This window comes from Nitrosococcus wardiae (genome assembly GCF_004421105.1).
Lineage (GTDB): Bacteria > Pseudomonadota > Gammaproteobacteria > Nitrosococcales > Nitrosococcaceae > Nitrosococcus > Nitrosococcus wardiae.
On record NZ_CP038033.1, the window covers coordinates 3,137,869 to 3,149,470 of the forward strand.

9 protein-coding genes are annotated in these 11,602 nt (G+C 53.4%); 6 read left to right on the forward strand and 3 right to left on the reverse strand.

Annotated elements, in window-relative coordinates; translation table 11 throughout:
• Window positions 1-26: 26 nt before the first annotated feature.
• Window positions 27-551, forward strand: a complete 525-nt coding sequence (locus E3U44_RS14890; RefSeq protein WP_134358911.1) for a urate hydroxylase PuuD — start codon at window positions 27-29, stop codon at window positions 549-551.
• Here the strand turns inward: E3U44_RS14890 and E3U44_RS14895 are convergent.
• The gene (locus tag E3U44_RS14895; RefSeq protein ID WP_134358912.1) at window positions 517-2,202 is read right to left on the reverse strand and encodes a SagB/ThcOx family dehydrogenase; all 1,686 of its coding nucleotides are present in this window, start codon (window positions 2,200-2,202) and stop codon (window positions 517-519) included. The two genes, E3U44_RS14890 and E3U44_RS14895, sit on opposite strands and share 35 nt — an antisense overlap.
• 135 nt (window positions 2,203-2,337) lie before the next feature.
• Here E3U44_RS14895 and E3U44_RS14900 point away from each other — a divergent pair, with 135 nt between their 5' ends.
• Window positions 2,338-2,910 (forward strand): hypothetical protein, encoded by a 573-nt coding sequence (locus E3U44_RS14900; RefSeq protein ID WP_134358913.1) that lies wholly within the window; start codon window positions 2,338-2,340, stop codon window positions 2,908-2,910.
• A gap of 388 nt (window positions 2,911-3,298) precedes the next feature.
• Complete coding sequence (locus E3U44_RS14905; protein ID WP_134358914.1) at window positions 3,299-3,952, forward strand: PIG-L deacetylase family protein; 654 nt, start codon at window positions 3,299-3,301, stop codon at window positions 3,950-3,952.
• Here E3U44_RS14905 and E3U44_RS14910 read toward each other — a convergent pair.
• Window positions 3,947-4,816, reverse strand: a complete 870-nt coding sequence (locus E3U44_RS14910) for an SWIM zinc finger family protein (RefSeq protein WP_134358915.1) — start codon at window positions 4,814-4,816, stop codon at window positions 3,947-3,949. The two genes, E3U44_RS14905 and E3U44_RS14910, sit on opposite strands and share 6 nt — an antisense overlap.
• Before the next feature lie 3 nt (window positions 4,817-4,819).
• Window positions 4,820-7,948, reverse strand: coding sequence for a DEAD/DEAH box helicase (locus E3U44_RS14915; RefSeq protein ID WP_134358916.1), 3,129 nt, complete (start codon window positions 7,946-7,948; stop codon window positions 4,820-4,822).
• A gap of 265 nt (window positions 7,949-8,213) precedes the next feature.
• Between E3U44_RS14915 and E3U44_RS14920 the strand changes: the two genes are divergently transcribed.
• The 3 genes from E3U44_RS14920 (at window position 8,214) to E3U44_RS14930 (ending at window position 11,439) form a co-directional block, all read left to right on the forward strand.
• Window positions 8,214-8,714, forward strand: coding sequence for a hypothetical protein (locus tag E3U44_RS14920; protein ID WP_134358917.1), 501 nt, complete (start codon window positions 8,214-8,216; stop codon window positions 8,712-8,714).
• A 123-nt stretch (window positions 8,715-8,837) separates the two neighbouring features.
• Window positions 8,838-10,235: a TolC family protein gene (locus E3U44_RS14925; RefSeq protein ID WP_134358918.1), complete on the forward strand. Its 1,398-nt coding sequence runs from the start codon at window positions 8,838-8,840 to the stop codon at window positions 10,233-10,235.
• A gap of 1 nt (window position 10,236) precedes the next feature.
• Window positions 10,237-11,439, forward strand: coding sequence for an efflux RND transporter periplasmic adaptor subunit (locus tag E3U44_RS14930; RefSeq protein WP_240761533.1), 1,203 nt, complete (start codon window positions 10,237-10,239; stop codon window positions 11,437-11,439).
• The last annotated feature ends 163 nt before the right edge of the window (window positions 11,440-11,602 follow it).

The following is an 11,602-nucleotide window of genomic DNA, read 5'->3' on the forward strand; positions in this document are numbered from 1 at the left end:
CTATTAAACTTAATGGAGATGACCCTATGGAATCCATAACCTCACTTGCCCTTGATCGTTGGTTGCACTTTCTCTCAGGCATCACCTGGATCGGATTGCTTTACTATTTTAATTTTATCCAGGTCCCGGCCCTAGCTGAAGCGGCTAAGGATAAAAAGGGTCCAGGCCCCGCCGCCATCAGCAAATACATCGCCCCCCGAGCTTTAGCGTGGTTTAGATGGTCGGCGCTGGTGACATGGCTGTCCGGGGCTTACTATTTAATGGCGGCGCCTCAGTATAGTTTGCATGGGGCCTTCACCCTGGGTATTGGGGCTAATGATATCGCCTTGACCACCATTGGCATGGGGGCTTGGTTAGGGACGATTATGCTGCTTAATGTTTGGGGACTGATTTGGCGCAATCAGAAAAAAGTATTGGGTTTAGTTCCGGCCACTGAGGCACAAAAGGCCAAGGCCAAGCGGGTCGCCTTTCTCGCCTCCCGCACCAATACCATGCTCTCCATCCCCATGCTTTTATTTATGGGTGGAGCCGCTCACGGCCTGCCCTTTTAAAAGGGAATGATGATGCCCTCCTCCGCTCAGGCAGATGAGCGTAGGAGGGCAAAGTTTGCAAGCGAGTGTCCTCAAGGGGGCCTCCCAAAGTAAAATGGTAGATGCTTTGAAACTGGGTCTCTCTCAATCCCAGGGTTTGGTGCATGGCATCATCAAAGTAGCAACCTATTCCCGTCCCCCGAACACCGGCCGCCTCTGCTTCCAGATAGAGTATCTGTCCAATTAGGCCCGCTTCCCAAAAAAGCCGCCGATACCCCCAAGGCCCCTCACTAATTGCCGCCTCAAATTCACCTATCATGCCCAGACTAAAAGCCCCGTCGGCGGCAATGGCTTGATGACAGGAAATGATGCCCGCCGCCCGTCGGGCGTCGCCCTCCACTAATTGGTAAAGGGCCAAATGGTCTGGGCAATGCTCAGGGTGCTGCCATAAAAATTCCTCGCCCAGGGCAACCCGTAAGGGGACATCGGGGCGACGCATGAGGAGATACAAGCCTGGAGAGAGGCCCTCTACCCGGTGGACAAATAGCACCAGGTGAATCCGGGGTGCCCAGGGCCAGGCCATCCACGGGGGGCACCCGGGCCTAGGCAAGGTCATCTCTAGCATTCGAAAGAAGGTTGGAGCTGGAATGGCCGTCACCCCATCCAAAGACTGGGCACTGCGACGTTGGCGGATAAGATTGACCGCCAAAAATCTGTCCCTGGTTGGCAAGGGCCCAGGCAGAGGGGGGGCGCACCAAGGAGTTTCCTGGGTAGTAGGCTTGCGACAAGCCTCAGCCACTTCCTCGATGATGGGCCATTCAAATCGATGGTGGGAACTCAAAGCATTGGCCTGCCCCTGCCATTGGCCTGCTTCGGCCCCTGCTAGCCAGGGTTCTGCAGAGCGGGGCTTAAAATCATCGAGATCCGGTCCCACCAGGAGCATCAAATCAGGATGCTCTCGTTCTGCCCCTTGGTAATCTGCATCCCGATTTAATCCTAACAAGGCCGCAATGTCATCATCACTCCAGTTAGGAAGGATTCGAATTGACCAGCCCAGGGTAGCAGCGGCATAGACGACAGCGGCAATGGCATGTCCCACATCATGCTGACAGTAACGATAGGCCCGCTCACCATACTTCCAAGCCTCCCGCCAGTGAATAGAGGACAAACCGAGCACTATTCCCCCCTTAGAAAGCGCCTGTTCGGGGAAATTTTGGGGAAAACGGCAACGCTGCTCCAAGCGATGATCATCGCTCACATAATGATAAACCCCCGCGGGAAGCCCAGGTAAATTCGGGGAAACACAATAGGCTTCTGTAGGATGCAGGTTCCCACTGGAAGGATTACAGCGCAGCGCCCAGCGCGTCCCCCCATATTGCTTCCAGGCCGAGATGCCAAAACTCAGTTCAAACAAGGCGGCAACCGTCTCCAGGGCCAAAGGCTGGGGTGGTATCACCTGGGGGCGATATAGCGCCGGGTAAGATGTTTGCAAACTATCTGCGGTAAGGGGCAAACCCACATAGTCGCACCCTGCATAACGGCGGAAGGGATCGGGCTGAGTGGCCCAATCAAGTCCTCCTGGCCCTCTAGCGTAGTGGTTGAGGTGATGTTTGCTGCGCTGGTGGTATTGCCGAACCCGATCTTGGGCCGTCTTTCCAGGGGATTTATCCATAACTCATCGTCACCTCGCAAATCACCTTGCGGGTATCTTATAATGAAATTGATTAAAGTCTCGACTATTTTTTGCCAGGTAACAACTTGGCTTCATCTGCCTCTATCCTATTGCTATCCCGAGAGGTTCACACTTATGTCAATGTTCAGGTTTCTCCCGGGGATTATCATTGTTCAGGCGGCCACCGCAGTGCTTGTTTTTGCCTTTGGGGAAACCCCTGAAGCAAACTGGCAGCTATATGGTCTGCTGGCACTGACTGCAAGTTTTCTGACTGCTTTCTGGTTTGCCTCCATCGCCAATCACATGAAGAAAGATGCCCTAGCGCGGATGAAGGAGAAGTTGCTTCGGGAACGAGAACAGCTCCTTGTGGCCACGGAGAAAGAAAAGAGACAAGCATTCGAACAAACCCAGCAGCGGATTGTAAAGGAAACCAACCGCGCCCATGCCAAAGCCAATTTCAAGGTGGGAGCCACCGTGGTTGGCGCAGTAGGCCTAGGAATAGGGCTGCTTTCTTTTCAGTTCTTTACTATTGGCCTACTGACCTTATTAGCCGCCGGTGGCGCTTTGACTGGTTATGTGGTACGGGCCCGCCAGGATGGCCTGGCGGGGAAAGCGGCTAAAAAGCTCCTGGCGCGACGCAAGCCCACAGAGCTTATTGAGGCGGAAACTTCCGGGCCCACTCCCCCTCGTCTGGAAAAAAAGCCTTAGGAGTGGGATATCGATACCCACTCTAGAAACTGGCAAAACCGCGCGTCTGGCGGGGATTGATAACGGCCACGGGCAGCTTGGCTGAAATCAAGGCGGCGGTGGCAGGCATTTCCAACCCCCCGTGGCCTCCAAGACCACACAGGTAGGAGAGAGTGCCTGTCGATGCTGAACCAAATCAATTCTAGGGTCAGGTCGATCTATCACGCCCTTAAACTTCAATATAAACGCTTGACTCTGCGTTTGGAAAGTCACAGCATCGGCGACTGCTGCACTTGACGCTTGTGGCTCTGATCTGTGGCGAGATTACGCTGACGAGCTTGATCAGGCACACTTTCTTTCCTCTCTATAAAGAAGGTTTTATAGACATAATAGACGCACAAGCAATGCCATGGGCCAGATTTTGATCATTAGCGCCCATCCCGATGACATGGAAATCGGGATGGGGGGAACGGCGGCCAAAAAGGCCGCCGCAGGCGCCCCCATTACCGCGGTGATTTTGACAGATGGGAGAAGAAGTCCGAATCCCTTTGGCTGGTCGGAAGAAACCATGGCGGACATTCGCAAGCAAGAAGCTACCCAAGCGGCAGAAGTGTTAGGGATTAAAGAAGTGATTTCTTTTGATCTCCCTGATCTAAAAAACGCTCCCAATTACCGTTTGGCAAAAGATCGGCTCGGCGCGCTTATCAAACAATTACGGCCCGAAGAGGTCTATTCCCTCCATGATCGCTGGGACAGGCACCCCACCCACCGTCTGGCGGGACAACTAACCCGGGAATGTATCGAGGAAACGCCCCTCTCCATAGACGCCGTATGGGCCTATGAAGTTTGGGGATTATTCCCCCGTTGGGATCGCATTGAATATATCGATGACCAGATAGGAAAAAAATTGCAGGCCATAGGAGCCCATAAAAGTCAGATCGCTTCTATCCCCTATGGGGAAGGGATTTTGGGGCTCAATCGCTGGCGAGCGGTCTTTGCCGATCCTCAGCAAGCTGCCCCCCAAGGGGCCTTTGCGGAAGTTTTTCTGGTCATGAAGCTATAGGCTTTCTTTATTCTTAGCCTGCACCTGCTGATAGATATGTTCCATGGCCTCAATAAAGGAATTATCACGTTCCCAAAAGGGGGGATAATCTCCCTGTTTTTTGATTAACAACGCCGGAACGCCTGAAGATGGCCGAGGCGCACCCTCCCTGGGGGCCTCCTGCGGATGTCCCGATCGATCAGGCAGTGAATGACCGCTCCAAAAAGCTTTGTAAGTGAGATTTTTTTCCACAGGGTGAAGGTTGGGCTGGGGGTAGCGATGAGAGACCCCTTCGGGAGTTAACTCTTCCTGGGGCAATAACTCATTGGCCAAGGCTTGTCCGAGGGGCGTTTTCGCCAATTTCTGCTGGAGTTTTTCCTTGCTCAGGCCCCGCAATTGAAATAGCAAAAAAGGATCGTGGTCCAGCAAGTGGGCCACATGATAATAAACGCCGGCCACATGCTTGCAGGGATTGGCCCAATCCGGGCAGGTACAGTCGGTTTTTAAGTCTTTTTCAGAGCCCGGCAGGAGAGTCTGTTGGCTTGCAGCAAAAGCTTCTTCGATGTCATCGGGCATTTCATTCAGCAATAAGCGGGACAGCCAGCCCGCGTTGCTGCCCAAGCGCTGAATAATTCCGGTCCAGGCTTTGCTTGGAATACTCCGGAGCTGGATCTCTACCTGATAGCGGGGCTCCTTGTAGACCCCAAAATAGGGATTAACATTGCCCCGGATTTTGGCCTTGATGGTGGCGCCTTCTAGGGAAAATGACAACAGGCGACGAGGGCTTGAGTAGCTGCGGCCACGGCTTAACCTCCCCGGATCAGTGCACCGCTCTAAAGCTTCAAGGAAGCGTTGTCCCCACCAAGTACGGCTTATTTTTGCCATAAATTACTCCAAAACGGCGCTGCGATTAAGTGCAATCAGGGCCTGGAAAGCGTCGTTATCCAGTTCCGTTAGCCAGCTTTCATCGGTGCCGACGATGCTTCCCGCCAGACGCTGTTTTTCTTCCAACATTTGATCGATCCGCTCTTCCAGGGTACCGAGAGTCACCATCTTGTGGACAAAGACCTGCTTAGTCTGACCAATCCGGTAGGCCCGATCAGTGGCCTGATTTTCTACCGCCGGATTCCACCAGCGATCAAAATGGAAGACATGGTTGGCCCGAGTGAGGTTAATGCCGACACCGCCAGCTTTAAGGGAAAGGATAAATACCGCAGGTCTGGCGTCAGGATCCTGGAATTCGGCAATCATGCGCTCGCGACGGCGGCGGGAAGTCCCCCCATGGAGATAATAGGTAGGATAATGATAGTGGTGTTGAAAGCGTTTTTCTAAGGCCTGGCCGATCTCCGTAAACTGGGTAAACAGGAGCAAGCTTTCCCCTTCCGCCATCACCTCCTCGACCATCTGGGCTACCCGCTCCAGTTTGTGGGAACGACCCTCGGAAAACTCGCTGCCATCCTGGAGGAATTGAGCCGGATGATTACAAATTTGCTTAAGGCGCATCAATGTGGAGAGGATCAATCCCTTGCGCTGGATGCCTTCTGCTTCTGCTAAGGAATCCTTGACTTCTTGGATCACCGCCTCATAAAGGGAAGCCTGTTCTTGGCTAAGATTGCAGTAGGTTTTTTGCTCGATCTTATCGGGCAGCTCGGCAATGATGGTTTTATCGGTTTTCATCCGACGCAAAATGAACGGTTCCACCAGACGTTTCAGAGTGGCGGAACAGGCTGCATCTTCCTCTTTGCGGATAGGAATCTCGAAGCGTTTTCTAAATTGGGTGGCGGTTCCCAGATAACCCGGATTAAGAAACCGGAAGATGGACCAAAGATCCAGCAATCGATTTTCAATGGGGGTGCCGGTTAGGGCGATTCGGTGCGGAGCCTCTAATTTTACAATCGCCTTGGTTTGGGCCGCATTAGGGTTTTTGATATTTTGGGCCTCATCCACCACCAAACGACGCCAGGGAAGGGTTGCCAAAAGTTTGGCATCCTTACGGGCCAGGGTAAAGGAGGTGATGACCACATCCTGCTCCCGGCAGACGGCCTGGAACGCCTTAGCCTCCTGTGGCCGCTGGGAACCATGATGAATAGCGACTTTGAGTTGGGGAGCAAAGCGCTCTAACTCTTTTTGCCAATTACCGAGGACCGAGGTAGGGGCAATAAGTAGGGTCGGCCCAACGGCCTGCTCCTCACTGCGTTCCTGGAGCAACAAGGCGATAACCTGGATGGTTTTCCCAAGCCCCATATCATCGGCAAGACAGGACCCTAGACCTAAATGTTCCAGATAGCGCAACCAGGAGAGCCCTCGCTGTTGGTAGCCACGCAGTTCCCCCTGCAGTCCTGGCGGCGTTGCCAGGGGGATGAAGGATTCTTTATTCCGAAGACGCGAGAGCATCTCTGCCAGGGCTTCGTCGCAGACCAGCTCCATCTCCTCATCTTCCTCGCTGGCCGCAGCCCGCTGCAACATTTCGGTCAAGGACATCTCCTGGGGAGTGGCGGGTTGCTTCTGCCAGAACTCCAACATTCTGGCCATTTTGTCCTGATCCAGTTCTATCCACTGGCCCCGGAAGTGGACCAGTGAGGCCTTGCTTTCCACCAATAGCTGCCACTCCTGCTCACTCACCGGTTGGTCGCCAATGGCCAGCTCATAGCGATATTGCAACAAAGAGGGAAGGTTGAAATAGCCGCCGACGGCTCCCTGGGAGGGGGTCGGAGCCGAGGTGCGAAGACGGAGCCGGGCCCGTTGCCGGCCCTCGGGGGTCCACCAGGCGGGGACGATTACTTTATAGCCCCCATCCTCCAACACCCAGGCATTTTCCTTAAGAAAGTCCAGGGCTTGGGGTCGATTCAAAGGGATTCCTACGGGTCGATCGGTCGCCAGCCCTTCCCACAGTTTAGGGTACATGCGCGCCGCATGGGCGAGTTGTAATAACAGACGCTGCTCAAAATCCTTGCCGAAACGGCGCTGGAAGGTGGTGCGCTGGTTTCCCTTCAACTCCCAATACTCCTTCAAGGAAAGCTGCAAGGAAGGATCTTGGCGCGAGGTCACCAACCACTCCAAATACCAATCATCGGGTCGTTTGGGTAAGGCCTCATGAAGCCGAAAACCTAAAATAAAACCGCCTTCTTCATGGAGGCTTTCCAAACGGCGGCGCCAATCACACCACTGCTTCCAAGTTTCCATGGAAGCATGACCCTCTCGCTGCCCCAGACTGCCCCCTATAAAAGTCCCTGCGACTTCCTTATAAATCTTCTGGGTAAAAGGGGTCTCGCTCACCAGCCTATTGAGGGTCTGTTCGGAAAAGTGCTGCAGCAGATCTTGGGAATCATAGAATTCCGGTTTTGCCTCGCCCTGATTTGGGCCTCTAGAGGCGACCCGGCAAACCACCGGCATGGTGGCAGCATAGCTGTTGAGGAACTCTCCATAACGGGGCGAGAGGATCCGCCAAGTGGGTTCAAAGCTGAATGCCGAAGCCCGTTTTTGACGACGACCGGAAGGGGTTTTAGGGGACTGAGGCAGTAACGCGGGGATGTACTCGTGCCGATTGATCAACTCACGGAAAGCACATCCATAGCGGTACCAAAACAGCAGGTCATTGCCTAGCACAACCCGATCCGGATAGTGCTGGACCTGAAAATGGATCTCTTTTAGAAGCGGTAGGGGATTAACCACTTCCAGGGTATCCACTTGCCAGGGTTGCCAAGTAAAGGACTCAGGCAATTCGATTCCCTGGTAGTAGGCTTTCTCCAGGGAAGGCAAGGGAGTCTTATCCCCGCTCGGCAAGGTCACCCAGGTAGGCGCCTGGCTGACTTTAAGAGGGGTAAGCAGCGGCTTAGCAAGGGGCAATACTTCGGTGAAAAAACCCCTAAGGGCGGGTTGGCTGAGATGATGAGGATGAACAGCGGGCTTCCGACGACCCCGCAATGGGGTATCGCTCTCCACCCAGAATAGGAAACAGCCCTCATTTTCAAACTGAGCCCCGTCACCGGGCAACCAGGTACCGTGGAGAATATGCATTAGGTCTTGAACATCGTCATCGTGACTACTCCCCGCCCTATCGGACGCCCCCGTTTTGGCTAAATATACTCAATATAAATTAACCAATCCCCATAATAAAAATAAAAATTGAAACTCTAGAGACGGAAGACTTCGCCCAGGATGATATCAATCTGGACACAATGCCCTTTGTGCTTACCCTCGGTTCCACCAACCCCGACTATGTCGCCCTATCTTTGGCGTCTCACTCGTCTATCAGTTCTGATTATGATAATCTCCATAATGTATGAGTAAACGGCGGCTTATCGGTTGTTTTTGCCTGCTGCTCTACCTGCTGGCTTGGGTAGGCAGTGCCCAGGCTATACCCCTATTGCTTACCAGCGTTGGCCACGCCCATAAAATATTCTTGACCTACCACGGCGATAAGATCCAAATCGCCCTCCACCATCCCGGTTATGTAGACCAACACGAACCCGTAGCTACGACTTCTTTAGAGGCCTATCAGCATGACCTGCTGGATAAGGCCCTATTGGCTTTGGATGTCCGGGCGGACCATGACTATTCGGACCATGTGATTCAACTTCCCCTGGATAAGCCGCCAATCCTCACAACCAGTCAAAAAATCGACAGCAAAGAAACGAAAGCCTCCCCGGCTTTCTCTTTTCTAGCGACTGCTCCCCCATTTCCTGCCTTGGCAGAACTCGCCTGTGCGCGCCATTTAGGCCAGCCGCCACCGGCTGTCCCCTCCATCCCCCTTCACTTACCCACGACTGTCCTTCTGAATTAAGTCCCCAAGAAAGGGCTGTACCCCCTTATGGGCCCCATTTTCCTCCCCCAGGAGGTTTCTCTATTTAATTGATTTTATTCTGACGACTACCGCGTCTTTACAGAAAAGGATGGAAACCCTGGCATGCTTTCCAAGCACCTTTCACTCTTGTTATTGACAACTTTACCTGCGCTAACAGGAGGCTGCCGCGCTTATTCTCCTCCTGTCGGAGAGCCAACAAATGCTACCCTATTGGAGCAAACATCCGCGACCATTTCTCCTACGCCAGCGCCTTTAGTCCAAAAATTTAAAGAAGCCTCCCAATCCATTCCTCAAAAAGCTATCGAACCTACGGGGGAACTCACACTGGAGGAAGTGGCCGCCTTTGCCCTACTCCAAAATCCGGAATTAGCCGTTTTTTCTCAGGAAGTCCGGGCGCGGGAAGCAGCTGTGCTCCAGGCCGGCTTGTTACCCAACCCCCAACTGAGTATCCAAGGTTCCAATCTGGCCAATTCCAGGCTCAAAAGTTTTGATGGCCCCTCAACCACAGTTCAACTCAGCCAACTCATCCTCCTCGGGGGTAAAATTGCCAAAAGAGTCAAGGCGGCTCAGCTTACCCAGGACTTGGCTGGCTGGGATTACGAGGCTAAGCGAGTCGAGGTGCTCACCCAAGTCGCGCAATCCTTTATCACCGTGTTGAGTGCCCAAGAGAGACTGGCCTTGGCGCAGCAACTGGTGCGCCTCGCCGAACAAGTGGCAACCACGGTCTCCAAACGGGTTCAAGCCGGCAAAATCTCCCCCGTGGAAGAAACCAAGGCCCAAGTGGCCCTTTCTTCGGTTCGCATCGAACTGACCCGGGCCAAAAGGGAACTCAGAGTCGCTCGGAATCAATTGGCAGCGGTCTGGGGAAGTACCACACCTCGCTTTCAAAAAGCGGTCGGTCAACTCAATGAGCTCTCCCCCTTGCCCTCCTTGGAACAATTGGCCCAATTGGTCAGGCAAAATCCCGATCTTGCCCGCTGGACCAACGAACTCGCTCAGCGCCAAGCCCTGATTGACTTGGAAAAAAGTAAGGCCATTCCTGATCTTACAGTGAGTTTTGGGGGAACCGAATATGCCGACACAGGGGATTATGCCCTCGTGGCCGGTATTTCCATCCCCCTTCCCCTATTCGATCGCAACCAAGGGGGAATTGCCGAGGCCCAACGCCGACTCACCAAAGCAGAGGAAGAGCGGCGGGCTGTGGAAGTGCAGGTGGCCACAGCTTTGAGTAGCGCTTATCAGCGCCTAGCCACTGCCCATGCCGAGGCGACTATACTCCAAACCCAGGTCCTTCCAGGCGCCCAAAGTGCCTTCGACGCGGTTAACCAAGGCTTTCGCCTGGGCAAATTCGATTTTCTGAGCGTATTGGACGCGCAACGAACCCTATTTGACTCCAAATCCCAATATCTCCAGGCCCTCACTGATTACCATCAGGCAGTGGCTGAGGTAGAACGACTCATTGGGGAACGGCTTGAGGCAGCTAGCAACATTGAAGGATAAAATGATGAAAAGCAAAACCCTACTCGCCATCCTAATTGTCATTGGGGTAGGACTCCTGCTCGGATGGTTCATTTTGCAAATGGATACGCCGCTAATAAACCATGAAAACGGCAAACCTACAGAAGACACCCAAGCCGAAACAACAACTCCTGCAGAAGGATTTATTGCGATTACTCCCCAAGCCCTGCAAAGTGCGGGCATTCAGGTGAGAGTGGCTGAGCCGGCAGAAATTAAAACGGCCTTAGAACTCCCCGGCGAGATCCAGTTCAATGAAAACCGCCTAGCCCATGTGGTCCCCCGAGTGGAAGGTGTTGTTGCCGCGGTCTACAAACATCTGGGGGCACTCGTCGAAAAGGGAGAACTCATTGCCGTCTTGGAAAGCCGGGAACTGGCAGATTTAAAAAGCCAGTACTACACCGCCATTAAGCGGCGAGAGTTAGCCCAGATCACTTTCAAGCGGGAGGAACGCCTATGGAAGGAGAAAGTCTCTGCCGAGCAAGATTATCTAGCGGCAAAAACAGCCTTGGCCGAAGCCAAGATTGCCGTGACTGCTGCTGCTCAACGATTGTTTGCTTTAGGATTATCCCAGCAAGAATTGAATGCCATTGCCAAAGAAAGCCAATCAAAACTAAGCCGCTATCCCATACGGGCTCCTTTTGATGGCCGGATAGTACGCAAGCATATTGTGCGCGGTGAAGCCGTCAAGGCCGATGCCGAACTCTTTATGATTGCTGATTTGTCTACCGTCTGGGGAACCATTACCGTCTATACGGAGGACCTCAATCGAGTTCACTTGGGCCAGAAAGTCGCGGTCAGATCCGAAGAGCTAAGCATGGAGGCCACCGGTACTATTTCCTATTTGGGATATCTGGTTGATGCCCAAACCCGCTCTACTGAGGCCCATGTGGATATTCCCAATCCCGATGAACGCTGGCGTCCTGGTCTTTTCGTGACTGTGGAGGTGGCTGAAGAGGAAGTGACTGTTCCTGTCGCCGTGGCAGAGGAAGCTATCCAGACTTATCAGAATAAGCCCGTAGTTTTCGTCCAGGAAAAAAATGGCTTTAGGATACGCGAAGTCACCTTAGGACGCCGCAGCGGACAGTGGATAGAGGTGGTAACCGGCCTCTCCGCCGGCGAGCATTATGCTGCCGACAACAGCTTTGTGCTCAAATCCGAGCTCAACAAAGCGATGGCCTCAGAATAAGTACCTATGAATAAAATATGAGGTGTTTTAGGAGCGAGCCGGAGGTGTTCCGCAAACCCGTTTTTCCTCCCTGAAAAAAGGGTTTGTGGGGACTTCCCTGTCCCCTGGCTCCACGCCACCGGCTCGCTCCAGGAATACTGCAAAACTTTTGCTGAGATACTTG

Excerpts from the sequence above, each read along its gene's own strand:
- E3U44_RS14890 (WP_134358911.1), top strand. The coding sequence starts at position 27 with ATGGAATCCATAACCTCACTTGCCCTTGATCGTTGGTTGCACTTTCTC.
- E3U44_RS14900 (WP_134358913.1), top strand. The coding sequence starts at position 2,338 with ATGTCAATGTTCAGGTTTCTCCCGGGGATTATCATTGTTCAGGCGGCC.
- E3U44_RS14920 (WP_134358917.1), top strand. The coding sequence starts at position 8,214 with ATGAGTAAACGGCGGCTTATCGGTTGTTTTTGCCTGCTGCTCTACCTG.
- E3U44_RS14915 (WP_134358916.1), bottom strand. The coding sequence starts at position 7,948 with ATGCATATTCTCCACGGTACCTGGTTGCCCGGTGACGGGGCTCAGTTT.
- E3U44_RS14925 (WP_134358918.1), top strand. The coding sequence starts at position 8,838 with ATGCTTTCCAAGCACCTTTCACTCTTGTTATTGACAACTTTACCTGCG.
- E3U44_RS14895 (WP_134358912.1), bottom strand. The coding sequence starts at position 2,202 with ATGGATAAATCCCCTGGAAAGACGGCCCAAGATCGGGTTCGGCAATAC.
- E3U44_RS14905 (WP_134358914.1), top strand. The coding sequence starts at position 3,299 with ATGGGCCAGATTTTGATCATTAGCGCCCATCCCGATGACATGGAAATC.
- E3U44_RS14910 (WP_134358915.1), bottom strand. The coding sequence starts at position 4,816 with ATGGCAAAAATAAGCCGTACTTGGTGGGGACAACGCTTCCTTGAAGCT.
- E3U44_RS14930 (WP_240761533.1), top strand. The coding sequence starts at position 10,237 with ATGATGAAAAGCAAAACCCTACTCGCCATCCTAATTGTCATTGGGGTA.